This is a genomic window from Azohydromonas lata (assembly GCF_034427735.1).
GTDB lineage: Bacteria > Pseudomonadota > Gammaproteobacteria > Burkholderiales > Burkholderiaceae_C > Azohydromonas > Azohydromonas lata.
The window spans coordinates 78,989-103,803 of record NZ_JAXOJX010000014.1 but is presented as its reverse complement, the minus strand read 5'-3'; the positions used below and the strand labels follow the sequence as shown (position 1 = coordinate 103,803).

The following is a 24,815-nucleotide window of genomic DNA, read 5'->3' as shown; positions in this document are numbered from 1 at the left end:
GCCATGTTCGACTGGATGGTCTGGACCACCCCCGTGGCCGTGTTCTTCACTTGCATCGCGCTGATGCTGGTGGGCATGACGGTGTGGGAGATCAAGTCGCCCACGACCTTGCGCAAGGGCTTTTTGCCCATTGCCACCACGCGCGGTGACCGACTCTTCATCGGCCTGCTCACCGCGGCCTACATCAACCTGGCCTTCGTGGGCCTGGGCGAAAAGTTCACCCAATGGTTCTCGCTGAGCGAGGAGCCCAGCGTGTGGATCGGCTTCGTGCTGTCCATGGCCGTGCTGGCGCTGGTCATGCGCAAGGGCTGAGCCGCTTCAGCTCCAACACCTCACTCCCAAGGCTTCACGGCCCGGTGCTGCCCCGGGGCCGCGCGCCAGCCAACACACTCGGGGCAGCGTCGCAACCGCCACACCATCAACGAGACGAGGAGACGCAACATGAAGATGCGCTACACCGCACTGGCCCTGGCCGCCGCCGCAGCGCTGGGCAGCCACGCCGCCTGGGCCGACGAGGCCGCGGCCAAGAAATGGATAGACGCCGAGTTCCAGCCCTCCACGCTGAACAAGGACCAGCAGATGGCCGAGATGAAGTGGTTCATCGAGGCGGCCAACAAGCTCAAGGCCAAGGGCGTGAAGGAAATCTCCGTCGTCTCGGAAACCATCACCACCCACGAGTACGAGTCCAAGACCCTGGCCAAGGCCTTCACCGAGATCACCGGCATCACCGTCAAGCACGACCTCATCCAGGAAGGCGACGTGGTGGAGAAGCTGCAGACCTCCATGCAGTCCGGCAAGAGCATCTACGACGGCTGGATCTCCGACTCCGACCTGATCGGCACCCACTACCGCTACGGCAAGATCATGAACCTCACCGACTACATGGCCGGTGCGGGCAAGGAGTGGACCAACCCGGGCCTGGACATCAAGGATTTCATCGGCACCAGCTTCACCACCGCGCCGGACGGCAAGCTCTACCAACTGCCTGACCAGCAGTTCGCCAACCTCTACTGGTTCCGCGCCGACCTGTTCGAGCGCAAGGACCTCAAGGACAAGTTCAAGGCCAAGTACGGCTACGACTTGGGCGTGCCGCTGAACTGGAGCGCCTACGAGGACATCGCCGAGTTCTTCACCAACGACGTCAAGCAGATCGACGGCAAGCCCATCTACGGCCACATGGACTACGGCAAGAAGGACCCCAGCCTGGGCTGGCGCTTCACCGACGCGTGGCTGTCCATGGCCGGCACGGCGGACAAGGGCATTCCCAACGGCATGCCGGTGGACGAGTGGGGCATCCGCGTCGCGGACGACAAGTGCACCCCTGTGGGCGCCTCGGTGGAGCGCGGCGGCGCCACCAACTCGCCCGCGGCCGTCTACGCGCTGACCAAGTACGTGGACTGGATGAAGAAGTACGCGCCCAAGGAAGCCACGGGCATGACCTTCGGCGAGGCCGGCCCCGTGCCCGCCCAAGGCCAGATCGCGCAGCAGATCTTCTGGTACACGGCCTTCACGGCCGACATGACCAAGAAGGGCCTGCCCGTGGTCAACGCCGACGGCACGCCCAAATGGCGCATGGCGCCCGGACCCAACGGCCCGTACTGGAAGCAGGGCATGCAAAACGGCTACCAGGACGTGGGCTCCTGGACCTTCTTCAAGGGCCACGACGCCAACCGCACCGCCGCGGCCTGGCTGTACGCGCAGTTCGTGACGGCCAAGACCACCTCGCTGAAGAAGACGCTCACGGGCCTGACGCCCATCCGCGAGTCCGATATCCAGAGCAAGGCCATGACGGACATGGCCCCCAAGCTCGGCGGCCTGGTGGAGTTCTACCGCTCGCCCGCCCGCGTGGCCTGGACGCCCACGGGCACCAACGTGCCGGACTACCCCAAGCTGGCCCAACTGTGGTGGAAGAACGTGGCCCAGGCCGTGACCGGCGAGAAGACGCCGCAGGCCGCCATGGACACGCTGGCCAAGGAGATGGACGACGTGATGGCCCGCCTGGAGCGCGCCGGCATGGCCCAGTGCCCGCCCAAGCTCAACAAGAAGGAAGACCCCAAGAAGTGGCTCTCCGACAAGGGCGCGCCGTGGGCCAAGCTGGCCAACGAGAAGCCCAAGGGCGAAACCATCGCCTACCAGACGCTGCTGGACGCCTGGAAGGCGGGCAAGGTGCGTTGAGGTTTGCGGCGCCCCGCGCCTTGCACCTGGCGCCTGGATGAGCAAAGCCGCCCGCGGGCGGCTTTTTCATTGGAGCCGGCGGGAAGCGCCCGCCGCGGCGGCGCCTGCTTAGCGCCTGCTCAGCGCCTGTTCAGCGCTTGATCAGCGCCCGCCGCGCTGCCCCGCCAGCCAGGTGCCGCCCGCGCCGCAGCCGGCGATGACGGCGATGCCCAGCAGCGTCCAGCCGTCCGGCGCGTGGCCGAACAGCCACCAGCCCGCCAGCGTCGCCAAGCCGACCTGGCCGTACAGGAAGGGCTGCAGCGTCGAGGCCTGCGCATGGCGGAAGGCCATGGTCAGCAGCGTGTGGCCCAGGGTGCTGAACACCGCCATCAGCCCAAGCAGCGCCCACAGCCGCGGCTGCGTGGGAAAGGCGCCGGCCCAGGGCAGCGCCACCGAGGTCAAGGCCACCGCCACGCCGGCCGTCCACAGTTGCAGCGTGGACGGGTCGTCCTCCCGCACCAGCGCGCTGGTGATGAGCTGATAGGCCGCGTTCACCACCACCAGCGTCAGCGGCAGCAGCATGGCCCAGCGGAAGTCGCCGGCATCGGGCCTGACCACGAGCAGCGCCCCCGTGAAACTGCCGGCCACCAGCAGCCAGCGCAGCGGCGTGACGCGCTCGCCCAAGCGGTGCGCGGCCAGCAGCGTCACCAGCAGCGGCGTGAGCATCTGCAGTGCGGTGAACTCGCCCAGCGGCAGCAGCTTGAGGCTGGTGAAGGCCAGCGCGCCGGCGCTGGCAAAGAGCACGCCCCGCAGCGCGTGCAGCCCCGGCCGCCGCGTGGCGAAGGCGCGGCGGCCCTTGCGCGCCACCACCAGCGCGCCCGTCACCGAGGCCTGCAGCAGGTAGCGGAACCACATCGCCACCAGCACCGGCACCGCGCCGCCCACGACCTTGGTGGTGCCGTCCAGCGCCGAAAAGCAGACCGTGGCCAGGACGATCAGGGCAATGCCCAGGCGCTCGTTGCGCCAGGCGCGGGAGAGGGCAGGCGAGGCCGGCGCCGCGCCGCTTGCCGGCGCGCCGTCCGCCTCGGGATGCGGCACCTCAGGCGCCGGCTTGCTGCACCGCCGACACCGCGGCGCGCAGGCCCAGCAGGTAGCTTTCCACGCCGAAGCCAGCGATCTGGCCGCGGGCGATCTCGGCGATCACGCTGGTGTGGCGGAAGGCTTCGCGCGCGTGGATGTTGGACATGTGCACTTCGATGATGGGGCACTTCAAGATGGCCAGCGCGTCGCGGATGCCGTAGCTGTAGTGCGTCCAGGCGCCGGCGTTGATGATCACGGCCTCGGTGCCGTCGGTGTGCGCGCGGTGGATGCGCTCGGCCATCTCGCCTTCGAAATTGGTCTGGAAGCACTCCACCTCCGCACCCAGCTCCTGGCCCAGCGCGCGAAGCTGGTCATCGATCTGCGCCAGCGTGGCCGTGCCGTACTGCTTGGGGTCGCGCTTGCCGAACATGTTCAGGTTGATGCCGTGCAGGGTGAGGATTTTCATGAGCCGTCCTTGGAAAAACCCGGCAGCTTAAACGCGCGCAACGCCGCCAACGTCCCGCATGCCGGTACGCCACGACGCGGCCGCCGGGAAAGCCTTGCGCTCGGTTACGGGTAAACCCTTATCGTCCGCGCGCTGCCCACCTGCCGGCTGCGCCCGCCTGCCCGCCGCTCATTGCCCGCCCAAATGCTGAACATCCTCTCCATCACCGTACCCATCTACCTGCTCATTGGCCTGGGCTACCTGGCCGGGCTGCGCGGCTGGTTCACCAAGCCGGAGTCGCGGGTGCTTGGGCGCTTCGTCATACAGCTCGCGCTGCCGGCGCTGATGTTCCAGGCGCTGTCCTCGCGCCGGGTGGCGGAGATCCTCAACGGCCCCTTCCTGCTGTCCTACGCGGTGGGGTCGCTGGCGTCCATGGCGGTGGGCCTCGTGGTGGCGCGCAAGCTGCGGCGCCGCGGCATCGCGCTGAGCGCCTATTTCGGCCTGGGCATGAGCGCATCCAACAGCGGCTTCGTGGGCTACCCCATCGTGGTCCAGTTCCTGGGACCCGTCGCGGCGGTGGCCATGGCGCTGGCCATGCTGGTGGAGAACCTGGTGATGATTCCCGTGGCCGTGGCGCTGGCCGACGGCGACAACAGCTCCAAGGCCTGGGCCGCGACGCTGTGGCGCACGCTCAAGCGGCTGGCGGGCAACCCGCTCATCCTCTCCATCGTGGCGGGGCTGGCCATGTCGCTGCTGGGCCTGTCGCTGCCGCAGCCCGTGGCGCGCGCCGTGCAACTGCTGGCCAACGCCTCCAGCGCCGCGGCCCTGTTCGTCATCGGCTGCTCGCTGGTCGGCCTGCAACTGCGCGGCCGGCTCAGCGACATCGCCGGCGTCGCCCTGGGCAAGCTGCTGCTGCACCCGCTGTTGGTGCTGGCCATGCTGACGCTGCTGCCGCCCATCGAAGGCCCGCTGCGCGCCGCGGCCGTGGCCTTCGCGGCCATGCCTATGCTCAGCATCTACCCCATCCTGGCTCAGCGCCACGGCGAGGAAAGCTTCACCGCCGCCGTGCTGCTGCTGGCCACGCTGCTGTCCTTCATGACCATCAGCGTGTGGCTGTGGGTGCTCACGGCGGTGCTGGGCTGGGTGTGAGCAGCACAGCCAGCGGCCGTGGGCACGCAGGCTGCACGCTAACACTGTCGCGCCGGCCACGGGCAGCGCCCAGACGCCTGGGCGCCAGCAGGCGGGCAGTTTCACAAACCTAGAATCCCGGCCATGAAAAGCTTCACACACCGTCAGCTTGGCGCCCAAATCCTTCGGGCCCGGCTGGGAGACGCCGTCGAGCTGTTTTATTGCAGCCCGCTGGCGGACCGGTTTCAGGGCCCCGCGCGCGGCGGACTGCCGGTGCTGTTTCCGCAATTCGCCGAATACGGCCGGCTGGTCAAGCATGGCTTTGCCCGCGACATGGACTGGACGCTGCTGGAGCATGGCGCCAACGCGTCGTGCGAACGGCTGCATTACGTGCTGGAAGTGGCCCAGGGCGAATATCCCGGCTGGCCGCACGCCGCACGGCTGGAATTGAAGGCACAAGCCACGGCCGACGCCGTGGAATTCACCCTCACCGTGCTCAACACCGGCCCAAACGAATTCAGTTTCACGGGCGGCCTGCACCCGTATTTCGCCGTGGACGATCTGCTGGCCACCCGGGTGCTGGGCCTGCAGGGTTTGAAGGCATCGGACCGCTACCGGCCGGAGTTCAAGCGGCAGGACGAACCGGCCTTGAGCCTGCCGGATTCGATATTCGAGCGCCTGTACGACGGCGGCTCAGAGGTGGAACTGGTCTGCGGACAAAAGCGCCTGCGCTTGTCGGCCAGCGGATTCGACCAGTGGATGGTCTGGAGCCCCGGCCGCGACGGCGCCCAAGCGCTCAAGGATTTGCCGGACGAGGACTGGCGCCAGTTCCTCTGCGTCGAGCCCGTGATCGTGTCGCGGCCGGTGCGGCTGGCGCCCGGCGAGAAATTCACCGGGCGCCTGCGCGTGGGCTTGGCCTGAAAACACCGCCGGCATGACCGCTCGTGCCAAGCGGGTGGATCATCGCCTGCGCGCCCGGCGACAGGCCATTGATCAAGCGGCATGACAGGTCGCGCGAAAGGGCGCGAAGTGAAAAACGAAAAATAGGGCTGCAGGCTGCTATGCGGCAAACCAGTCGGTCCAGCGCAGGCCGGCGATGGAGCTGAAGTCACGCACGTTGCACGTCACGAGCGTGAGTCCCTGTGCAATGGCGATGGCAGCGATCTGCCCATCCACGAAAGGCAGCGGCCTGCCGGCGCGCTCCAGGTCGGCCCGCAGTTCGGCGTGCACGCGTGCGGCGCCAGCGTCATAGGGCAGCACGGGCAGCACGGACACCACGTCGGACAGGTAGCGGCCTATGGCGTCCTTGCGCTGGCCGTCGGGCATGCGCAGCCAGCCGTAACGCAGCTCATGCCACACGGGTGCCGGCACGGCCAGATCGGCCTGATGCCGGACAAGGTTGTCCATCACGCGGGCGTTGGGCTGCACGCGCACGGCTTCGGACAGCACGTTGGTGTCCAGCAGCCAGGCCACAGAGGACGGCGATGGGCCGGGCGGCGACATGGCGCACCGGCCTCACAGCGGCCACTCGACGTCGCGGCCCGCACCGGCATCGCGCACGTCGGCGAAGGGGTCGCGCTCGTCCACACCGTCCACGTGCTCTGCCCGCCAATGCTGCAGCCGAGCGGCAAAGCCCTCGTGTTCCACCGCCAGGCGTTGGTACTGGCTCCACGACATGAGCACGCCCGCAGGCTGGCCACGGCGGGAAATCACGACGGGCTCCTGCGCACTTTCCGCTTCGCGCAGCGTATCGGCCAAATGGGCGCGGACGTCGGTCAAGGGCAGTGTCTGCATGCGGCTTCCCGGGGAAATCAAAGGTGGCCATCGATGCGGCCACGAAATGTACATTTCAATTGTACGGTTCGCGGCCTGCCGAGGACTTACAGCCTCACGCCGGCGACGACCTCAACCCATACGCCTTGCCGTCCACGAACAGGTATTCCGCCCGCAGCACCGGCTCGCCCTTTTCCCCGGCGTACGTGAACCCCAGCACGCCCACGTTGGCGTTGGGCTTGATGGGCGCCACGCCCCAGGCCTGCATGCGGGTGAGCGGCGCCAGCTCCACCGTCCAGCGCTTGTCCTTGCGGCTGGGCAGCCTGGCGTTGGCCAGCAAGGCCGCGCCGTCCACGCTGGCGGATTGCGCGGGCAGCGCGCGCTGGCGCAGGTCGGCCGGCAGCGTCGGCGTGGGCGGCAGCTCCAGCACCAGTTCCGCGTGCGGGTTGCGCCAGTGCACCTCGCGCGCCGCGCCTTCGATGTAGAGGGGCCGGCTCTGGTCGAAGCTGCTCCAGCCGTGGTGGGCGCGCGCCGTGGGCAGCAGCGCACAGGCACCGGAAGCGATCAACAGTCGTCGTTTCATGTCCACGTGAAATCCTTTCCCTGCCTGGTCAGGCGTAGGCGATCCAGCGGCCGCAGAGGATGGCGGCGAGCCACAAGCCCATGGACAACAGGGCTTGCGCCCGCGCCACGCCGTCCAGCCGCTCTATGCCGCCGCGCCAGTGGAACAGCAGCGCATTGAGCCCGCCGGCCGCCACCAGCGCGAGCTTGGCGACGAAGAAGCGGTTTGAAAGCATCTCGCCGGGCTGGCTGCCGAACATCAGCAGCCCGCTGGCGGCCACCAGCGCGAAGCCGGCCACGGCCACCCGCAGCGCCAGCCGCGCCAGTGCCGGAGCGGGCAATTCGCGCGCCGCGCCCAACGCGCGCAGCTCGAACACCACCAGGCTGCCCAGCAGCAGCGCAATGCCGGTGATGTGCGCAGCTTCCAGCGCGGGATAGGCCCAGGCATGGGACTGCACCCAGGCCAGGGCGGCGGGCGCTTCGAGGGCGGAAAGGTCGGCCATGGCTTGACCTTATAGGAAGCCGCGTGGCGCTTGGCACCGCCTGCCGGTCACGCCGCCAGCCCCGCTTCCCGCACCCCGCACACCTCTCCCGTGCGCCCGGCCTCGTAGCCCGGCAGCGCCGCCACCGCGGCGCGGTAGGTGGGGGACTGCATGAGCGACAGCAGCGCCTGCAGGTCCGGCCGCCTCTCGTCGGCGGCGTTGAAGGCCAGGAAATAGCGCTCGCGCAGCAGCGGGATGAAGTGCAGGCCGAAGCGCTGCGCGGCGGTCTGCACGCCCAGCCCAACGTCGGCCATGCCGCTGGCAATGAAGGCGGCCACCGCCGCATGCGTGAATTCGGCATTGTCAAAACCCGCCACCTCCCGCGGCGCAATGCCGTGGCGCGCCAGCAGCAGCTCGGTCAGCAGCCGGGTGCCGGAGCCCGCGGGGCGGTTGACGAAGCGCAGGTCGGGGCGGCGCAGGTCGGCCATGCCACTGACGCGCCGCGGATTGCCCGGCGCGGCGAACAGGCCTTGCGTGCGCACCGCCAGGTGCACCAGCCGATGCTTTTCGTTGCGCAGCCAGGGCGCGTAGCGCTGCGCCGCAGCAGCCTCGAATTCGCCTATGGGCACGTGGAAACCGGCCAGCTCGCATTCGCCGTGCGACAGCGCCGCCACCGATTCAAAGCTGTTGCGGTAGCGCAGCTCCACGCCCAAGGACGCCGCCTGCAGCTGCTCCAGCAGCGCCGCCACCGCAAAGCCGTGGCTGGCGTGCAGGCGCAGCGCGCGCGGGGGCACGGGCAGCGTGCGTTCGAGCTCGCCTTCCAGCTCCGAGGCCAGCGACTGCAGCAGCGGCGACAAGCGCGCGGCAATGCGCTTGTCGGCCCAAATGAGCTTTTCCGCCAGCGGCGTGAGCGTGGAGCCGCGCCCGCGCCCCGCCACCAGCAGCGGCTGGCCGAACAGCGCTTCGGCCTGCTTGATCCGCCCCCAGGCGCTGCGGTAGCTCAGGCCCTGCACGCGCGCGGCCTCGGCAATGGCGCCCGTCTCGGCGATGGCGGCCAGCAGCGCGATCAGCGCGGTGGTGTCGGCCTCGGCCGGCACGCCGCCTTCGGCCGCCGCGCCGTCGCGCCGGCCCAGCTCCCAGCGCGGTGTGATGCGAATGCGGAACATCTGGCAAGACCTTGCATATTTGATCCAGGCCACAGGGCTATCTTGCCGAGCAAGCCGGACCGGATTTCGGTTGATTGAAACATATGGCGGCTTCGACATAGCCGCCCGCAAGGAGACAGCCATGAGCAGCGTGATCCCGATCCGCCCGCTGGCGGACGCCCCGCGCCGGGGCCAGCGCACGCAACGCGAACGCCCCGTGACGGCCCAAGCGCTGGCCGACGTCGAGGCCACCACCGCCCACCTGGTGCTGCGGCGCGACTTGCTGATTGAGCACCTGCACGCGCTGAACGACCGCTTCGGCCAGTTGCGCACCGACCACCTGGCGGCGCTGGCCCAGCGCATGAAGCTGGCGCAGACCGAGGTGTACGAGGTCGCGAGCTTCTATCACCACTTCGACGTGGTGCGCGAGGACGCGCAGGGCGCCTACCCGGCGCCGCCGCGCCTCACGGTGCGCGTGTGCGAGAGCCTGAGCTGCTCGCTGGCGGGCTCGCACGCGCTGCTGGAAAAGCTGCCGCAACTGCTGGACGCGGACGTGCGCGTCATCCCCGCGCCCTGCGTGGGCCGCTGCGAGCAGGCGCCGGTGGCGGTGGTGCACCAGCATCCCGTGCCGCACGCCACGCTGGAGGCGGTGGTGGAGAAGGTGCAGGGCAGCGTCGCCGCGCACGCGCCGGAGCCCTACGCGAACCTGGACGACTACCGCGCCGCGGGCGGCTACCGGCTGCTGGAAGCCTGCCGCCGCGGCGAGCGCGAGCTGGAGAGCGTGCTCGCCACGCTGGAAGACGCCGGCCTGCGCGGCTTGGGCGGCGCGGGCTTTCCGGCCGGGCGCAAGTGGCGCCTGGTGCGCCAGCAGCCGGGGCCGCGTCTGATGGCGGTGAACATCGACGAAGGCGAGCCCGGCACGTTCAAGGACCGCCACTACCTGGAGCGCGATCCGCACCGCTTCCTCGAAGGTGCGCTCATCGCCGCCTGGGCCGTGGGCGTGGAGGCCATCTACATCTACCTGCGCGACGAGTACCACGGCTGCCGCGCGCTGCTGGAGGCCGAGCTGGAGCGCCTTCACGCCGCGCCGCCCGCGGGCGGGCTGCCCACCATCGAGCTGCGCCGCGGCGCGGGCGCCTACATCTGCGGCGAAGAGTCCGCGATGATCGAATCGATAGAAGGCAAGCGCGGCATGCCGCGGCTGCGCCCGCCCTACGTGGCGCAGGTCGGCTTGTTCGGCCGGCCCACGCTGGAGCACAACTTCGAGACGCTGTACTGGGTGCGCGACCTGGTGGAGCGCGGCCCCCAGTGGTTTGCCGGCCAGGGCCGCCATGGGCGCAAGGGGCTGCGCAGCTTCTCGGTGTCCGGCCGCGTGGCGAAGCCCGGCGTGCACCTGGCGCCGGCGGGCATCACGCTGCGCGAGCTGGTCGACGAGTATTGCGGCGGCATGCTGCCGGGCCACGAGCTGTACGCCTACCTGCCGGGCGGCGCGTCGGGGGGGATCCTTCCGGCGCGGCTGGCCGACGTGCCGCTGGACTTCGACACGCTGCAGCCGCACGGCTGCTTCATCGGCTCGGCGGCGGTGATGGTGCTGTCGCAGCACGACCGCGCCACCGATGCCGCGCGCAACCTCATGCATTTCTTCGCCGAGGAAAGCTGCGGCCAGTGCACGCCCTGCCGCAGCGGCACGGCCAAGATCGAGGAGCTCATCGCCACCGACCGCTGGAACACGGGGCTGATAGCCGAGCTCTCCCAAGTCATGCGCGACGCCTCCATCTGCGGCCTGGGCCAGGCCGCTTCCAACCCCGTGGATTGCGTCATCAACTACTTCCCGCAGGAGCTGCAGCCATGAACGCACGCGTCCCGACCCCGGAACTGCAAACCCTGGAGCTGCAGCTCGACGGCCGCACGGTGCAGGCGCTGCCCGGCCAAACGCTGTGGGAAGTGGCGATGCGCGAGGGCGTGGAGATTCCGCACCTCTGCCACAAGGATGGCCTGCGCCCCGTGGGCAACTGCCGCGCGTGCGTGGTGGAAGTGGAGGGCGAGCGCACGCTGGCGGCCTCCTGCTGCCGCGCCGCGGCGCCGGGCATGAAGGTCAACATCGACAGCCCGCGCGCCGTCAAGGCCCGCGCCATGGTGCTGGAGCTGCTGGTGAGCGACGCCGGCAGCACGGACGAATACACCCGCGAGTCCGAGCTGACGCAGTGGGCGAACGCCCTGGACGTGCCGCGCGGCCGGCTGCCGCAGCGCGCGCGCAGCTACGCCGCGCCGGACCTGAGCCACGCCGCCATCGCCGTCAACCTGGACGCCTGCATACAGTGCACGCGCTGCCTGCGCGCCTGCCGCGAGGAGCAGGGCAACGACGTGATCGGCCTGGCGCTGCGCGGCGCGGCCGAGCGCATCGTGTTCGACGCGGGCGATCCCATGGGCCAGTCCAGCTGCGTGGCCTGCGGCGAGTGCGTGCAGGCCTGCCCAACGGGCGCCCTCATGCCCGCGCGCGGCGCGGGGCTGGCGGAGATCACCAAGAAGGTGGACTCGGTGTGCCCCTATTGCGGCGTGGGTTGCCAGCTCACCTGGAACGTCGGCCCCGACGGCCAGGGCGGCGAGCGCATCCACACCGTCACCGGCCGCGACGGCCCGGCCAACCAGGGCCGGCTGTGCGTCAAGGGCCGCTACGGCTTCGACTACATCCACAACCCGCGCCGCCTGACCGTGCCGCTGGTGCGCCGCCACGGCGTACCCAAGAGCCCGGCCGACATCGAGGCGGTGAAGTCCGGCGCCAAGCCGCTGAGCGAGCTGTTCCGCGAGGCGAGCTGGGACGAGGCGCTGGCGCTGGCCGCGGGCGGTTTCGCGCGCATCCGCGACGCCGCGCAACCCGGCTTCGACTCGCCGCTGGCGGGCTTTGGTTCGGCCAAGGGCAGCAACGAGGAGGCTTATCTCTTCCAGAAGCTGGTGCGCCAGGTGTTGCACAGCTCGCACGTGGACCACTGCACGCGGCTGTGCCACGCCAGCTCGGTGGCGGCGCTGCTGGAGGGCATCGGCTCCGGCGCGGTGAGCAACCCGGTGGCCGACGTGGCGCAGGCGGAAGTGATCTTCCTCATCGGCGCCAACCCGACCGTGAACCACCCGGTGGCCGCGAGCTTCATCAAGAACGCAGTGGATGCGGGCGCAACCCTCATCATCGCCGACCCGCGCCGCCAGCAGCTCACGCGCCGCGCCAAGTGGCATTTGCAGTTCCGCCCGGACACGGACGTGGCGCTGCTCAACGGGCTGCTGCACGTGATCATTGCCGAAGGCCTGGTGGACGAGGGCTTCATTGCCGCGCGCGTGCAGGGCTACGAGGCCTTGAAAGCCTCGGTGGCGGAGGCGACGCCGGAGCGCATGGCCGAGATCTGCGGCATTCCGGCGGACACCCTTCGCGAGGTGGCGCGCACCTTTGCCACCGCGCGCAGCGCCATGATCCTGTGGGGCATGGGCGTGAGCCAGCACGTGTACGGCACGGACAACGCGCGCGGGCTCATCGCGCTGTCGCTCATCACCGGCCAGATAGGCCGTCCCGGCACGGGGCTGCACCCGCTGCGCGGCCAGAACAACGTGCAGGGCGCCAGCGACGCGGGGCTCATCCCCATGATGCTGCCCAACTACCAGCGCGTGAGCGAGGCGGCCGTGCGCGCGCAGTTCGAGGCGCTGTGGCACAGCGACATCGACCCGCGCCCGGGCATGACGGTGGTGGAAATCATGCACGCGGCGCACGAGGGCCACATCCGCGGCCTGTTCGTGGAGGGCGAGAACCCGGCCATGAGCGACCCGGACCTGAACTTCGCGCGCCAGGCGCTGTGCGAGCTGCAGCATCTGGTGGTGCAGGACATCTTTGCCACCGAAACGGCGCTGCTGGCCGACGTCATCCTGCCGGCTTCGGCGCAGCCTGAGAAATGGGGCACGTACACGAACACCGACCGGCTGCTACAGGTGGGCCGCCCGGCAGTGGCGCCGCCGGGGCAGGCGCGGCAGGACTTGTGGGTGATCGAGCAGCTGGCCCGCCGCTTGGGCGCGGGCTGGAACTACTGGCGCGACGAGGATGGCGACGGGCAAGCCGCCGCCGAGGCGCCGGTGGCGCGCGTCTATGAGGAGATGCGCGGCGTGATGGCGCCGCTGGCGGGCGTGCCGTGGACGCGGCTGCAGCGCGAGGAGGCGGTGGTCACGCCCGCGCCGGCGGAGGATGCGCCGGGCCAAGCCGTCGTCTTCATAGACGGCTTTCCCACGGCCGACGGGCGCGCGCGGCTCGTGCCCACGCAGTTCCGCCCCGGCGTGGAGCGCACGGACAGCGAATATCCCTTCGTCCTGACCACGGGCCGCGTGCTGGAGCACTGGCACACGGGCGCCATGACGCGGCACGCGAGCATGCTGGACGCCATCACGCCGCAGGCGCTGGTGAGCCTGCATCCGCTGGACGCGGCCAGCCAGGGCGTGAGCGACGGAGCCATGGTCAGGCTGCAGACGCACCACGGCGAGGTGGTTGCGCGCGCGAGCATCAGCGACCAGGTGCAGCGCGGCCAGCTCTTCATTCCCTTTGCCTTCTGGGAGGCCGCGGCCAACACGCTCACCGGCGACGCGCTGGACGCCGTGGCCAAGATTCCGGGCTTCAAGGTCACGGCGGCGCGCCTGCAGCCCGCCTGACGATGCAAAAAGCGCCGGGGCGCAGGCCCTTTGGTGCTGTTTGAGCCGCCTTGGGCGGCGCGCAGGAGCCTGCAAGGGCCTCTGGCGTGCCGCAAAAGGCGGCTTCTTCGTTATGGGATGTGACGCCGGCCCCGTCTTTGGTCAACTGAACGGGCCATGCAGGCGTTACAGCGGTTGCGCGCGCATGGGCCGAAAAAAGGCCTTTCAAACCCGTTGTTTCGTCATCTGGAAGCACGCCCCGTCTCAAGTCCCCACCTGCAGCAACGGGCGCAACAGAGAGCTTCCAAACCGGGGCGGGCACAACGGTTGCCTGTGTGACCTTCGTCACAAATGCCCCGTCAGCATCGCTGCCGGGGCTTAACTGCATCCACTTACGCCTCCAAAGATGCCGTAACGCGTGCCAAAGCATGTCGTGGCATTGTTCGTTCCGCGGCACGAACAGACGTGCAACGCAATCCATGACGACCCTGAGTGACGAGGCGTGCCCAAGCGCCACGCCTCAGTAACTCTTCGCCGAGGCCCGGAAATACATGCCCTGTGCATGTTTTCCGTGGCGTGCTGTTGACTACTCGAATGAATATCATGACCCAAAGGCAACTTTTGGCCATTGCGCTTGCATGCTCCGCTTTTCTAGGCGCATGCGGTGGAGGCAGTGACCTCCAACAGGAAAATGCCGCCCAAACCGAATCGGTTTCGGCCGTCGCGGCAAATTCCGGCACCCAACAAACGACTGAAGCGGCCAAGGAATTGTTCGCTTCGTCCAGCCTGACGGCGTCGGCGATTTCCGCCAGCACCTCCACGGCTTCCACTTCAACGTCCACCGCGGAATCGAGCACCGTCTCGGCTTCCATTTCCGCGGCTGAAACGGACACGGAGGATTCCTCCATCCGTTATGGCGCCGATGATTTTGCCCAGTTGCCTGAGCTCGACCCGCTGACCTTTGTGCGCCAGCAATACAGCGACGGCTCGTATTTGGCTTCCGCCGATTACGCCGCCGCCTCCACCGTCAAATGGAACCCCGGCCACTACGTCGAATATGGCTCCAAGGCCAGCGATTTCATGATCGACGCCGGCCTGCGTGAAACCGCGAGCATGCCTTTCGTGAAGGGCATCATGGTGCGCGCCAACTGGAGCCAGTTGGAAAAAGGCAAGGGTGAGTACGACTTCTCCCGCGTCGACCGCTACCTGACCAAGGCCAAGGCCAAGGGCAAGCGCTTGTTCCTGACGCTGGGCACCAAGACGTTCAACGGCGATGCGGCCATCCCCAACTACATGCGCACCGACCAGTACAGCGGTGGGGCCTTCCGCATCGGCACCATCATCGGCACCTTTGGCGAGAACGCGGCGCTGTACGACGACGAGGTGCGCGACCGCCTGATCGCGCTGGTCCAGGCGCTGGGCCGCCGCTACAACAACGACAACAGCTTTGAAGGCATCACCTTCAACGAAACTGCCTTTGGCCAATTGGTCCGCCCCATGAGCGACGCGCAGAAGGAGAAATTCTTCGCCAACCTCGCCAAGGTGGATACCGCCGCGCGCCAGGCTTTTCCCAACAGCGTGGTGATTCAATTCATCAATTACCCGTCCAACCTGGTACCGCCGCTGTTTGCCAATATGAAGGACAAGGGCGTGGGCATGGGCGGCCCCGACGTTTTCATCAACGACCCGGACCTCAACAAATCCGCCTACCGCTTCAATCCTGAAGCCAAGGGTATTGTGCCCATCGGCATGAAGGTGGAGTCGGATTGCTATAACGCCGTGCGCCATGGCGGTCCTTACACCCAGGTGGACGTGCGCGATATTTACCGCTTCGCCCGCGACAAGCTGTATGCCAACTACATGTTCTGGTATCGCTATACCGACCGCCACAATCCCTGGCAGGACGTGCTGAGCATGTTCAAGGGTGAGGCATTCCCCGATGGCGGTGCCGGCGGCCTGAGCGCAGCCTGCCCGTCCAAATTCGGCAACTGCGCTGCGCGCCTGCCTTAATCAGGTGATTGGCCGAGCCCGCTTTGACGGGCTCCAAAGCGTCCAGGGCCGACTGAAATGGCCCCTCCCTGGATGACAAGAAGAACACCGGCTAAGCCGACATGAGAGGGACGCGCTTGTCAGCTTTCTGTCAGACAAGCCAGAATTTCACCATGCGGAATACTCAACCCTGTCGATGATGTTTGCTTTTGCAAGCGTGACCGGCAGGGTTTTGTAAGGATTACCGGTTCTTCACGTTTTCCCCGAGCCCGTTGGACAGTTCATGGAACCGTCCCGCGGGCATTTTTTTTGGGTGCCGTTTGGAGGTCTGTGCGCGGCTGTCCGGGACGGGAGCGGACCGAAGCTATGCAGGACAATGCCGGCGCCCCCGGGCTCTGGCCCGCAGAAGTATTTCGCCGCCGCCGTACCCGCCATGACGTTGCCGACCCCGCCTTCGCTCCCGCATTCCAACGCTGTTGCTGTCGTTGGCGCCGAGGACGACGTTGCGGCGCTGGCCCAGGCGCTGATCGCATCGCGCCAGAACGTGCTGCCCAAGCGCCTGGTGGCGCCGGGGCCGGATGTGCAGCAGTTGCATCGGCTGATGCAGGCTGCGGCCGCGGCGCCGGACCATGGCGAGCTGCGGCCCTGGCGTTTCGTGCTCATCCCGGCACCGAAGCGCGCGCTGCTGGCCGACGTGTTCGAGGCTGCGCTGCTGGACCGCGACGCGCAGGCCACGGCGGACCAGCGCGAGTCCGCACGGGAGAAGGCGCACCGCGCACCGCTGCTGATGCTGGCCATCGCCCGCCTGGGCCCGGCGCAGCCGGACATGCCGGTGCTGGAGCGCATGGTGTCCTTGGGCGCGTCGCTGCAAAACCTGCTGTTGCTGGCACATGCCATGGGCTTCGGCGCCGGGCTGACCAGCGGCCAGGCCATGCAGTCGCCACGGCTGCGCGAGCTTTTCGCCTTGCAGCCCGGCGAGGAAGCGGTTTGTTTTGTGAGCGTGGGTACGGTGACGCAGCGCAAACCCATGCGGCCGCGGGCCAGCCCGCACGAGATCCTGAGCGAGCTTTAAGCCGGCGGCCGCTTCACGCGTCGCACGGCCACAGGCGGCGCAGCAGCTCATGCGCCCAAGCGGGCAACGCGTCCGCCGAGGGCGCGGGCGTCCAGGGCTCGACCTTTTCGAACTCGTCGCCAGCGATGACGGCCTCGTGCGCCACCTCGCCTTGTCCACGCACGCTGAGCTTGAGCCAGCCGTGTTCGCCGGCTTCCCACTCCAGCGCGATGGCGCCGCCCGGCTCGGCGTTCACCGCCGGCGGTGGCCAAGCCGTCGCGGTGGCGGCGATGAGGTGATCGGCTTCCTCCAGCGCGATGGACGCCGGCGCGATCCAGCCGCGCTCGGCAATGAAAGGTTCGATTTCGGCCAGGGCCTTGGACAGCAGGGGTGACATGGCCGCGATGGTAGGCGCAGCGCCCGCCCACGGCTGCGGCTGATGCCTTGGCGCATGAGCGGTGCGGACCAGGCGGACGGACGAGCGCCGTCAGTGGCCCAGGCCCATGACAAACCGCCATTATTTTCAAAGCTCCGTTGATACCCTGATAATTCTTGTTATGCAGGTACAAGAACAATTCCATCAACGCTTTGACATTTGCTCGAAGCTGACCCGTCCCGCCATGCTGGCAAGCCAAACTTTGGTGCATGACGGCTGTTTTGCGCAGCACGGTATGGATGGCTCAGGAAACGTGGCGTCATGACGGCGAACGGTTGCACAGCCAAACGCCGCGGCCGTCCGCCCGGCAGCAAGGCCGAAGTGGCCGCGCCGCATGCATTGCTGCGGCTGCACCACTTCAGCTTTCTGCGCGCGCTGGCCGAAGGCGTGGGCTTGCGCAGTGCCTGGGAGCGTTACATGACGTTCGCCGGTGGGCCGGACGACGAGCGGCACTTCGCGGCCCAACTGCGGCGGCTGCGCCGGCAAGTGGCCGAAGCGGCCCGCGCCCATGGCCTGCAGGACATCGCGGCCGAGGCGCTGTCCGATCCCGCACCCGGCCCGGTAACCGGATCACTTCCTGGCCTGGAGGACTGGGTGGCCCAGTGCTGTACCGAAAGCGGGCTGGATGCGGAGGACCGGACCCCGGCCGAATGGCTGCAGGCGTATCAAGATGAATTCGGCCTGGACACCGCTGCGCTGCCGCAACCCGCGCTGGCGACGGCTTTGGCACTGCCGCGATCCGCACGGCTGGCGGCGCTCAACCGGCTGGCGGCGGCGTTGTCGGCGCCGCCGGCGCTCGCCGATGCGCTGTCGCAGTGGTTGGCACCGGCGCTGGCGGCCTCGCTGCGCAGCGCCGGACTGCTCACGCTGCGCGACCTGGTGGACTTCGCCAACGTGCACGGCGCGCGCTGGTTCCGGCTGGTGCGCGGCCTGGGCGAAGTACGCGCGCGGCGCCTGCTGGCGTGGCTGCAACCCCTGGCCGCGGCGCTTGAGCACCCGCTGCGCGAGACGGCGTTGCAGCCGGCCCAACAACTGGCGCTGGCGCGTGGACGGGCCTTGGCGACGGTGCAGGACAGGCGGCTGGGCATCGTCCCTTTGGAGCGCTTGGCGGTGCCGCCGGAGCTCGACGGCCGGGGCGGCACCTTCCGCCTGTCCACGCCCAACGTGCTGGGTGCGCAGACTGATCTGGAGGCGATAGAGGGCTGGCTGCGCCGCTATGCCATGTCGCCGCGCACGCATGCCTCCTACGCGCGCGAGGCTGAGCGCTTCTACCTCTGGTGCCTGTGTGTGCGCAGGAAACCGCTGTCGTCGGTGACGGAGGAGGATTTGCACGCCTACCGCGCCTTCGTCGCCAACCCGCCGGGCGACTGGCTGCAGCCGCGCCAGGAAAGCCGCGACAGCGAGCACTGGCGCCCGTTCCGTGGCCCCTTGAGCCCGCTGTCGCAGCGGCATGCGCTCACCGTCGTGGCCTCGCTGCTGGGGGCGCTGATGAAGGCCGGCTATCTGGGTGCCAGCGCCGCGGCGGGCGTGACGCCGCATTTGAAACTGCCGCGGCCGGGCATAGACGTGCGGCGCAGCTTCGACGAGGCGCAATGGCGCTGGCTGATGGCCTGCTGGGAACGGCTGTACGGCGAAGCCGGCGCGGCTGGCGGCCTGGCCGACCTGGGATCGGATGCCAAGCCCGCGCGCGCGCGCAGCTTGCGCCGGCTGCGGCTGGTGCTGGAGCTGGGCGCCACCACGGGGCTGCGGCTGATCGAGCTGTGCACGGCACGCCTGTCCGGCCTGCGGCGCGAGGTGTTCGACGGCCAGGCGCTGTGGATGCTGGACGTGCTGGGCAAGGGCCACCGCCGGCGCAGCGTGCCCATCTACGACGACATCAAGCTGTTGATTGATCGCCACCAAGCGGACATGGAAGCCGCGGGCATAGGCCATGAGCCCGGCGCACCGCTGCGCACGCTGCTCACGCCGGCCGGGTCTGCCGCCATCGCTGGGGACCCCACGGCGGACCAGGACGGCGTGGCCGAACGCCCTCTCCGCCCTCTCATAGGCGCCCTGCGCCCTGCCGTGCCGCGCTGGCGCCTGGACGACGCGGGCGTGCCCGTGCTGGACGCCAGCCGCCAAGCCGACCGCTGGGGCGCACTGGAGCCGTCCGCCCTCTACCAGTCCTTGAAGCGGCTGCTGCGCCACGCCGGCGAGCACGCGCACGAGGCCGAACCTGCACTGGACGGCACGGCGTTCAACGCCGCCTCCACGCATTGGCTGCGCCATTTCTTCGCCAACAACGCAGCGGCCGATGGCGTGCTTCCAGTGGCGCTCATGGGCGCCATGGGGCATGCGGATTTGAAGACCACGTCGCTCTACACCCGGCCGGAGCAACAGTTCATGGTGCGGGAGCTGGCCAAGGTGAGGCGGCGCGGGACGGGTTGATGGGTGGTTTAACAGCCGTGTGAGGATTTTCGGGAAGCGCTTGACGGAAATCCTGCATAGGCTCGTTGAACCGTTCAACACCCTGCCCTGCGTACGGCGGCGCTCTACCGTGTCGCCCGCCGTCGTGCCTGAGGCCTTGGTCGAGGCCCACGCCGTTGCTGGGAAGTGGGCGCAGGTTCCCAGCCCTTCATGGCGCCGGCCGTTGCCGCGTCGCTTCCATGCCCGTGGCGCGCGGGCATTCAAGCCGGAGGATCCATGTGAGGGTTTTCAGGAGGGTTGCCGACGTCTTCCCTGCCCTGCCTTCCACGAAGGCTGTCGCCCAGTCCAGTCAAGCCAGCGGCCTCTCAGGCCCTGGCCACGCGGGCTGGTGATGGATGCTCAGGGGTGTTGAACCGTTCAACACTTGTGGCCAGCCCAAGTTGTGTTGTGTGGATGCGTTCATGCGATGCAGCAGCAGCCGGCAAGCCTTGCAGCCGCTCATGAGCCGGCAGCCCGGTGCGTGTTGAACCGTTCAACACCCTGTCGTGGTCGGCCGGTACAACGATGTTGGGCAGTGGGCGCACAGCGGTGTTGAACCGTTCAACACCGTGGCTACCCAACACGCTGCGGCGCCATGGCCGTCACCCTGTTTTCAACGCCAAGACGAGGCGTTGAACCGTTCAACACTCCGCCAAGAAAAAAGCGCCTTGCGGCGCCTTGTGACTCACGCCGGTTGCCGGCGTATGAAGTCTTCGACCAGTTGGAGAAGTTCCTCCTCCCGCTCCGGTGCAAGCACTCCCGCCTCGAAACGCAAGGACGCCCTGCCCCGCGCGTCGCGCGACAGCGTGGCCAGCTTGCGACCGTCGCGGCGCACATGGGCAGCGGCCGAGCGCGCGGCCGGCACGACCTCCTGACCGGTGAGCGCGTTGAACACCGCCTGCGCCGTCAATGCCTGGCCCTGCCCCTTCAAGTCACGAGCCCGCGCCAGAACGGCGTCCGGGTCCTTCTGCAGCAGCTCCGACAGCGGCTGCGCCCAGCGGAATTGGATCTCCAGCGGCGAGGCAAACGCCTCCACCACGGCCGCCGGCAGCCGCGCCAGCGACACGCTCTTGGACACCAGCGACACGTCCACCTGCACCGACTCGGCCAGCTTGCGCAGCGAGGGATACAAGCCCTCATCCAGCGCGCGGCGGTACATGCAGCCCTGCTCCCAGGGGCTCAGGTTTTTGCGACCCCGGTTCTCGCGCTCCATGGCCTCGAACAGTTGCTGGTCGCTGACCTCCTCGATCAGCGCCCGCACCGGCAGGCCCAGCTCCAGGCAGGCGCGGTGGCGGCGGTGCCCAAAGACCAGCTCGTAGCGGACGCCCCGCCCGGCCGACGCGGCTTCGGCCGCCGACAGCGGCCGCACCTTCACCGGCTGCACGTTGCCGCCGGCCGCCTCAATTTCGGTCTTGAGTTCGCGGAACTCCGCATCGCTGAAGCTGGCCTCGTGCCGATTGGCCCAGCGCGACGGGTGGATGGAAGCCGCGTCCAGGCTGCGCACCGGCACCGCGCCGTCGAACTCGCGCAGCCGCTCCTTCAGATCCTCGGCCTCCTTGATGGCGGCCGACTGCGTGGACAGGAACTGCAGCATGGAGCCCGGCGCCGTCTTGGCACGGCTCTCGTCACCCGCCATGGGCGCCGCAGCGGCCGCTGCCGCACTGCCCGGCACCGGCGGCATTTGGATCAGCCCCGCCTTGGCTGCCAACTTCTTGCTCATGCACGTGCCCTCGCCTTGCGGGTGTTGAACGGTTCAACACCCTTGGCCGCACAGACCGGCGCGACGCCGGAGCGCTGCTGCTGCTGCGCCCACACGGAGCGTATGGAGCCCTCCACGTGGCCCACGAAAGAGTCGTAGGCCTCGCGCGCGCGCTTGAAGGTGCGGGCACTGCCGTCGTAGCGGGCCACGTCGTACACGGTGCCGAACTCGGCGGCCGTGACGCCGGTGACGGCGGTTTTCGGGATCTCCACGGGCAGCACCTTCTCGGCGTAGGTCTGCCCAATCCACTGCCGCACGATGGTGCTGGCCGCATCGGTGGAGTCCACCCGCGCCAGCAGCACGTGGATGAAGTCGAACTCCTTGGACAGGCCGCGCCGGCCCAGCAGCTCGGTGGTCAGGTCGGAGAACAAGCTCCAGAACTGCGCCGCCGAGGCGAAGTCCAGCGCGTTGGGCGGCAGCGGCATGATGATGCCGTTGCTGGCCATGAAGGCGTTGATGGTGGTGTAGGAGAGGGCCGGCGGCGTGTCGATGATGATCACGTCGTAGTCGGCGCGCACGTCGTCAATGCCCAGATCCAGCACGCGCCAGAACTCGAAGCCCGGCTCCTGCGTCTGCCGCGCCGGCAGCGCGAACTCCGCACCGAACAGCACCGGCGCCGCCGCCACGAGGTCTATGCCGTCCCAGTAGGTCTGCTGGATGGCGTAGCGGATGGACGTTTCACTGCCCATGCACAGCGGCAATATGGTGTTCTGCTCCACCACCTCCGTGTCGGGCAGGATGCCGAACAGCGTGGTCAGCGAGCCTTGCGGGTCGGTATCGATCACCAGCACCCGGTGGCCCAGCAGCGACAGGCCCTGCGCCAGCGTGACGGCGGTGGTCGTCTTGGACACGCCGCCCTTGAAGTTGCCGATGCTCAGCGTCACGGCCTCGGCGCCGGCCGGGCGCAACTGCTCCTTGCGGTACTCGCGGATCCAGGCCCGCGCCTCGGCCAGGCTGAATTCGCGCCGCGAACCCGCCTCGTTGAGCTTGCCGCCGGGCAAGTCGCCGCGCGTCATGCGATGGCTCAGGCTGCCCTTTTCGATGCCGCACAAGGCGGCCAGTTGGCTCAAATTGAACACCGGCGCGTTCTTGCGCGCCGTGGGCGCCAGCATGGCGCTGCGGATCTGACCCATCATGGCGACCGCCCGCTCGGCCTGGTCCGCAATGTCCTGCAGGCCGATGGGCTTGGGCGGTTTGAGTTCTATCTTGTCCAACACGGATCCCTCACTGCTTGTCAGTCGGAGCTAGCTTGACGCCAGCCATTGGATTCGCGCGCATTGTGTCAAGTGGACAGTTTGTTGCAAAGCAGCGTTCGATGGGTACGTCCCTTCCGCGCGACACCCCACAGTCTTTTTGCCTTGACTAAAACGCCGCGACGCTTTGGATAGTTCAGAGCCTTTAATACATTCAATACCTTTAGCCTGAAAAAAGTCTTTATGTGACAAAGACTTAACTCATTTCACGTGAGTGGATACAGGACATTGCGGAGAATGTTCGGGGCCGTGCGTGCAGGGATACGGGACGACATGGAGCCTTTGCGGGACAACACGTGAGCGGATTCGGGGTCACTGGCGCGATGGGCCTGTGCACAAGCTGATGGCTCCTGAGCAAACTGACGTGAGGATTTTCGGGATGCGCCGGACCGCCCCGCCCTGCCCACCGCATGAGGCGGCAAACCCGGACGGCCGGCGGCGCAGGCGTCCTGGCGGAAACAGAACCCTGCGCCAGCGGTCATTGAGGTGAGCATTTACGGGACATGCCGATGTGTCCTGCGCACCGCTGCCGCGTGGTGGACGTGAGCCTTTTCGGGACGCGGAGCCTGCCTGCACCGGCTTCGATCTCATGGCATTGAGGTGAGCTTTTTCGGGAATCCGTGAGCCGCACTCCGGCAAGAATCGGCGCGTTCGAACGTGAGACTTTTCAGGAGTCACCAGTTGCCGGCACGTGCACAACCACCATCCCGGCCGCTTGCACACAGGTGAGAGTTTTCGGTAAAGGCAGCGTGGCGCTTTTCGTTTTCATGTGAAAGCGCCCTTTCACGCGTGGGGTACAGTGCCCGCCATGCCCAGCGACGATTCCCCCCGCCCAAGTGCGCGGCGCCGCAAAGCCCCCGCTGCAGGCGGTGGCGGCACCGGTGCGCCGGCACGTGCCGTCACCGTGCGCAAGCCGGTCAACACGCTGGCTATCGTTCCCAAGTCGGCGCGCATCACGTCCCTTGGGCGCAAGAGCTACAACGTGCTGCTGCACGAGGCGCAGGCGCAAGGGCTGGACAAGGACGTGTTCCGCGCCCCGCTGGAGCGCATCGTCCGCGGCGTGGACTTCGACTCCAACGACCACGCCCTGATCAAGAAGCACCTGCGCGCCATGGTCTCCACCACCGTGGAGTGGCAGTCGCCCACCACGGGCGAGGGCATGGCCTGGAACGTCAGCGGCCTGCTCGCGCACGCGCGGCTGACCAAGGAGCGCGGCCAGGTCTGGGTGGAGTGGTCCTACGCGGTGAACCTCAAGCAGGAGCTGCTGGAGCCCAGCGTGTTCGCGCGGCTCAAGCTGGAAATCATCAGCCAGTTGCGCTCGCACGCCGGCATCGCGCTGTACGAGATCTGCACCCGCTACAAGGACGTGGGCCGTACCTCGCGCCAGCACTGGCGCTGGTGGCGCCCGGTGCTCAGCGGCCAGCCCGAGAGCGAGCGCACGGCCAAGCTGGAATACCGCATCTTCAAGCGCGACACGCTCAAGCCCGCCATCGCCGAGGTCAACGCGCTCACGGACTTGCAGGTGGAGCTGGCCGAATACAAGGAAGGCCGCTTCATCAGCGAGATCCAGTTCCTCATCCGACCAAAGCCGCAAGCCGCCTTGCCGGCTCCTGCCGCCGTGCAGCCCGTCGATTTGCAGATCGTCGGCCGTGCGCAGGCGCTGGGGGTGGCCGAGGAAAAGACCGAGGCTTTCATTCAGGCCCATGGTCCCGCGGCCGTGCAGGCGGCACTGGAGCTGCTGGCGCGTCGCGTGGCCTCCAGCTACCCCGAGCCGCTGCGCGACCCGGCCCGCTATCTGAAAGCCCTCCTGGCCGGCGAGCCGGCCGCGCCGCCCGCGGTGGCCGAGCCCGCGCCGCCGCCGCTGACCACGCCGCGGTTCGCGCCCACGACCGCACCCCAGGAGGCGACGGCTGCGGCCACGGCCACCACGGCCACCACGGCCACCACGGCCGACGTCGACGGTGGGGCAGGGGAGTGGTCCGTGAAACCCTCGGCGCGGCGGCAGGCGCGGTGGGTGGAGGCCTGGTTGCGGCGCCGCCGCGAGCATGTGGTGGACGACATTGCCGCACTCTCGCCTGAAGCCCAGGCCGAGCTGTGCGAGCAGTTGCTTGCCGACATGCAGGCGCGCCAGGTGCACCCCTCCATCCGCAAGCGGCTGCAGACCAGCGGCTGGCAGCACCCGCTGGTGCTGCCGGAGATGGTGCGCTGGTATGCGCAAGGCACGCACGGGCCCGCCTGGGACCAGCCCACGCCGCAGCAGCTGCTGGAGATCGCCGCCGAGTTGGGCGACGGCTGAGCGCCGCCTTCGGCTGCGCCTCGGGCCCGCGTTTCCACGAAAAGCGCTCGCGCTTCCGGTGGTCCACCGCCGTGATGGCCGTGGATGCCGCTGGCACTGTCCCGAAAAGCGCAGTCCAGGGGCCCGCGCGCGAGCTCGAAGTTGAGGGCGTGTGCACCGCGC

Annotated in this window: 21 protein-coding genes; 11 read left to right on the top strand and 10 right to left on the bottom strand. The window is 68.4% G+C overall.

Features of this window, described 5'->3' with window-relative positions; genetic code table 11:
* The first annotated feature begins 3 nt into the window (after nt 1-3).
* Both SM757_RS11135 and SM757_RS11130 read left to right on the top strand, forming a co-directional pair.
* Nucleotides 4-312, top strand: coding sequence for a DUF2160 domain-containing protein (locus SM757_RS11135; RefSeq protein ID WP_066342515.1), 309 nt, complete (start codon nt 4-6; stop codon nt 310-312).
* A 129-nt stretch (nt 313-441) separates the two neighbouring features.
* On the top strand, nt 442-2,175 hold the full coding sequence (locus SM757_RS11130) for an ABC transporter substrate-binding protein (protein WP_066342514.1): 1,734 nt from the start codon (nt 442-444) through the stop codon (nt 2,173-2,175).
* Nucleotides 2,176-2,316: 141 nt separating this feature from the next.
* Here SM757_RS11130 and SM757_RS11125 read toward each other — a convergent pair whose 3' ends face one another.
* Together SM757_RS11125 and aroQ are read right to left on the bottom strand one after the other, a co-directional pair.
* Nucleotides 2,317-3,252, bottom strand: a complete 936-nt coding sequence (locus SM757_RS11125; RefSeq protein WP_322465524.1) for a DMT family transporter — start codon at nt 3,250-3,252, stop codon at nt 2,317-2,319.
* A 1-nt stretch (nt 3,253) separates the two neighbouring features.
* Nucleotides 3,254-3,700, bottom strand: a complete 447-nt coding sequence (gene aroQ, locus SM757_RS11120; RefSeq protein ID WP_322465523.1) for a type II 3-dehydroquinate dehydratase — start codon at nt 3,698-3,700, stop codon at nt 3,254-3,256.
* Between the two features lie 183 nt (nt 3,701-3,883).
* Here aroQ and SM757_RS11115 point away from each other — a divergent pair, with 183 nt between their 5' ends.
* Together SM757_RS11115 and SM757_RS11110 are read left to right on the top strand one after the other, a co-directional pair.
* Nucleotides 3,884-4,828 carry an AEC family transporter gene (locus tag SM757_RS11115; RefSeq protein ID WP_322465522.1) on the top strand — a complete coding sequence of 315 codons (945 nt, stop codon included), beginning with the start codon at nt 3,884-3,886 and terminating at the stop codon, nt 4,826-4,828.
* A 123-nt stretch (nt 4,829-4,951) separates the two neighbouring features.
* A complete protein-coding gene (locus SM757_RS11110; RefSeq protein ID WP_322465521.1) occupies nt 4,952-5,728 on the top strand; it encodes an aldose epimerase family protein in 777 nt (258 codons plus the stop codon).
* 138 nt (nt 5,729-5,866) lie between these two features.
* On the opposite strand, the gene SM757_RS11105 is transcribed toward SM757_RS11110, so the two are convergent.
* The 5 genes from SM757_RS11105 to SM757_RS11085 form a co-directional block, all read right to left on the bottom strand.
* Nucleotides 5,867-6,310 carry a type II toxin-antitoxin system VapC family toxin gene (locus tag SM757_RS11105; protein ID WP_322465520.1) on the bottom strand — a complete coding sequence of 148 codons (444 nt, stop codon included), beginning with the start codon at nt 6,308-6,310 and terminating at the stop codon, nt 5,867-5,869.
* Nucleotides 6,311-6,322: 12 nt separating this feature from the next.
* Complete coding sequence (locus SM757_RS11100) at nt 6,323-6,601, bottom strand: type II toxin-antitoxin system Phd/YefM family antitoxin (protein ID WP_259375543.1); 279 nt, start codon at nt 6,599-6,601, stop codon at nt 6,323-6,325.
* A gap of 94 nt (nt 6,602-6,695) precedes the next feature.
* Complete coding sequence (locus tag SM757_RS11095; RefSeq protein WP_322465519.1) at nt 6,696-7,163, bottom strand: DUF6152 family protein; 468 nt, start codon at nt 7,161-7,163, stop codon at nt 6,696-6,698.
* Nucleotides 7,164-7,191: 28 nt separating this feature from the next.
* Nucleotides 7,192-7,644 carry a hypothetical protein gene (locus SM757_RS11090; RefSeq protein WP_322465518.1) on the bottom strand — a complete coding sequence of 151 codons (453 nt, stop codon included), beginning with the start codon at nt 7,642-7,644 and terminating at the stop codon, nt 7,192-7,194.
* A 47-nt stretch (nt 7,645-7,691) separates the two neighbouring features.
* Nucleotides 7,692-8,789 carry a helix-turn-helix transcriptional regulator gene (locus tag SM757_RS11085; protein ID WP_322465517.1) on the bottom strand — a complete coding sequence of 366 codons (1,098 nt, stop codon included), beginning with the start codon at nt 8,787-8,789 and terminating at the stop codon, nt 7,692-7,694.
* 121 nt (nt 8,790-8,910) lie between these two features.
* On the opposite strand from SM757_RS11085, the gene SM757_RS11080 reads away from it, so the two are divergent.
* The 4 genes from SM757_RS11080 to SM757_RS11065 all read left to right on the top strand — a co-directional run bounded on the left by SM757_RS11080 (nt 8,911) and on the right by SM757_RS11065 (nt 16,485).
* Nucleotides 8,911-10,620 carry an NADH-ubiquinone oxidoreductase-F iron-sulfur binding region domain-containing protein gene (locus SM757_RS11080; protein ID WP_322465516.1) on the top strand — a complete coding sequence of 570 codons (1,710 nt, stop codon included), beginning with the start codon at nt 8,911-8,913 and terminating at the stop codon, nt 10,618-10,620.
* The gene (fdhF, locus tag SM757_RS11075; protein ID WP_322465515.1) at nt 10,617-13,445 is read left to right on the top strand and encodes a formate dehydrogenase subunit alpha; all 2,829 of its coding nucleotides are present in this window, start codon (nt 10,617-10,619) and stop codon (nt 13,443-13,445) included. Before SM757_RS11080 ends, fdhF begins: the two co-directional genes overlap by 4 nt.
* Before the next feature lie 573 nt (nt 13,446-14,018).
* Nucleotides 14,019-15,434, top strand: coding sequence for a hypothetical protein (locus SM757_RS11070; protein ID WP_322465514.1), 1,416 nt, complete (start codon nt 14,019-14,021; stop codon nt 15,432-15,434).
* A 412-nt stretch (nt 15,435-15,846) separates the two neighbouring features.
* Nucleotides 15,847-16,485, top strand: coding sequence for a nitroreductase family protein (locus tag SM757_RS11065; protein ID WP_322465513.1), 639 nt, complete (start codon nt 15,847-15,849; stop codon nt 16,483-16,485).
* A 13-nt stretch (nt 16,486-16,498) separates the two neighbouring features.
* Here SM757_RS11065 and SM757_RS11060 read toward each other — a convergent pair whose 3' ends face one another.
* Nucleotides 16,499-16,861 carry a hypothetical protein gene (locus SM757_RS11060; RefSeq protein WP_322465512.1) on the bottom strand — a complete coding sequence of 121 codons (363 nt, stop codon included), beginning with the start codon at nt 16,859-16,861 and terminating at the stop codon, nt 16,499-16,501.
* A 106-nt stretch (nt 16,862-16,967) separates the two neighbouring features.
* On the opposite strand from SM757_RS11060, the gene SM757_RS11055 reads away from it, so the two are divergent.
* Nucleotides 16,968-17,165: a hypothetical protein gene (locus tag SM757_RS11055; protein WP_322465511.1), complete on the top strand. Its 198-nt coding sequence runs from the start codon at nt 16,968-16,970 to the stop codon at nt 17,163-17,165.
* The gene (locus SM757_RS11050; protein WP_322465510.1) at nt 17,162-19,327 is read left to right on the top strand and encodes a phage integrase family protein; all 2,166 of its coding nucleotides are present in this window, start codon (nt 17,162-17,164) and stop codon (nt 19,325-19,327) included. The genes SM757_RS11055 and SM757_RS11050 overlap by 4 nt, the downstream gene beginning before the upstream one ends.
* A 703-nt stretch (nt 19,328-20,030) precedes the next feature.
* On the opposite strand, the gene SM757_RS11045 is transcribed toward SM757_RS11050, so the two are convergent.
* Both SM757_RS11045 and SM757_RS11040 read right to left on the bottom strand, forming a co-directional pair.
* A complete protein-coding gene (locus tag SM757_RS11045) occupies nt 20,031-21,065 on the bottom strand; it encodes a ParB/RepB/Spo0J family partition protein (RefSeq protein WP_322465509.1) in 1,035 nt (344 codons plus the stop codon).
* A complete protein-coding gene (locus SM757_RS11040; protein ID WP_238455843.1) occupies nt 21,062-22,321 on the bottom strand; it encodes an AAA family ATPase in 1,260 nt (419 codons plus the stop codon). Before SM757_RS11040 ends, SM757_RS11045 begins: the two co-directional genes overlap by 4 nt.
* A gap of 844 nt (nt 22,322-23,165) precedes the next feature.
* On the opposite strand from SM757_RS11040, the gene SM757_RS11035 reads away from it, so the two are divergent.
* Nucleotides 23,166-24,653 carry a replication initiation protein gene (locus SM757_RS11035; protein WP_322465508.1) on the top strand — a complete coding sequence of 496 codons (1,488 nt, stop codon included), beginning with the start codon at nt 23,166-23,168 and terminating at the stop codon, nt 24,651-24,653.
* The last annotated feature ends 162 nt before the right edge of the window (nt 24,654-24,815 follow it).

Bases quoted from the DNA above. Each gene is read 5' to 3' on its own strand.
- SM757_RS11135 (WP_066342515.1), top strand. From the start codon at position 4: ATGTTCGACTGGATGGTCTGGACCACCCCCGTGGCCGTGTTCTTCACT.
- SM757_RS11130 (WP_066342514.1), top strand. From the start codon at position 442: ATGAAGATGCGCTACACCGCACTGGCCCTGGCCGCCGCCGCAGCGCTG.
- aroQ (WP_322465523.1), bottom strand. From the start codon at position 3,700: ATGAAAATCCTCACCCTGCACGGCATCAACCTGAACATGTTCGGCAAG.
- SM757_RS11115 (WP_322465522.1), top strand. From the start codon at position 3,884: ATGCTGAACATCCTCTCCATCACCGTACCCATCTACCTGCTCATTGGC.
- SM757_RS11110 (WP_322465521.1), top strand. From the start codon at position 4,952: ATGAAAAGCTTCACACACCGTCAGCTTGGCGCCCAAATCCTTCGGGCC.
- SM757_RS11105 (WP_322465520.1), bottom strand. From the start codon at position 6,310: ATGTCGCCGCCCGGCCCATCGCCGTCCTCTGTGGCCTGGCTGCTGGAC.
- SM757_RS11100 (WP_259375543.1), bottom strand. From the start codon at position 6,601: ATGCAGACACTGCCCTTGACCGACGTCCGCGCCCATTTGGCCGATACG.
- SM757_RS11095 (WP_322465519.1), bottom strand. From the start codon at position 7,163: ATGAAACGACGACTGTTGATCGCTTCCGGTGCCTGTGCGCTGCTGCCC.
- SM757_RS11090 (WP_322465518.1), bottom strand. From the start codon at position 7,644: ATGGCCGACCTTTCCGCCCTCGAAGCGCCCGCCGCCCTGGCCTGGGTG.
- SM757_RS11085 (WP_322465517.1), bottom strand. From the start codon at position 8,789: ATGTTCCGCATTCGCATCACACCGCGCTGGGAGCTGGGCCGGCGCGAC.
- SM757_RS11080 (WP_322465516.1), top strand. From the start codon at position 8,911: ATGAGCAGCGTGATCCCGATCCGCCCGCTGGCGGACGCCCCGCGCCGG.
- fdhF (WP_322465515.1), top strand. From the start codon at position 10,617: ATGAACGCACGCGTCCCGACCCCGGAACTGCAAACCCTGGAGCTGCAG.
- SM757_RS11070 (WP_322465514.1), top strand. From the start codon at position 14,019: ATGAATATCATGACCCAAAGGCAACTTTTGGCCATTGCGCTTGCATGC.
- SM757_RS11065 (WP_322465513.1), top strand. From the start codon at position 15,847: ATGACGTTGCCGACCCCGCCTTCGCTCCCGCATTCCAACGCTGTTGCT.
- SM757_RS11060 (WP_322465512.1), bottom strand. From the start codon at position 16,861: ATGTCACCCCTGCTGTCCAAGGCCCTGGCCGAAATCGAACCTTTCATT.
- SM757_RS11055 (WP_322465511.1), top strand. From the start codon at position 16,968: ATGACAAACCGCCATTATTTTCAAAGCTCCGTTGATACCCTGATAATT.
- SM757_RS11050 (WP_322465510.1), top strand. From the start codon at position 17,162: ATGACGGCGAACGGTTGCACAGCCAAACGCCGCGGCCGTCCGCCCGGC.
- SM757_RS11045 (WP_322465509.1), bottom strand. From the start codon at position 21,065: ATGAGCAAGAAGTTGGCAGCCAAGGCGGGGCTGATCCAAATGCCGCCG.
- SM757_RS11035 (WP_322465508.1), top strand. From the start codon at position 23,166: ATGCCCAGCGACGATTCCCCCCGCCCAAGTGCGCGGCGCCGCAAAGCC.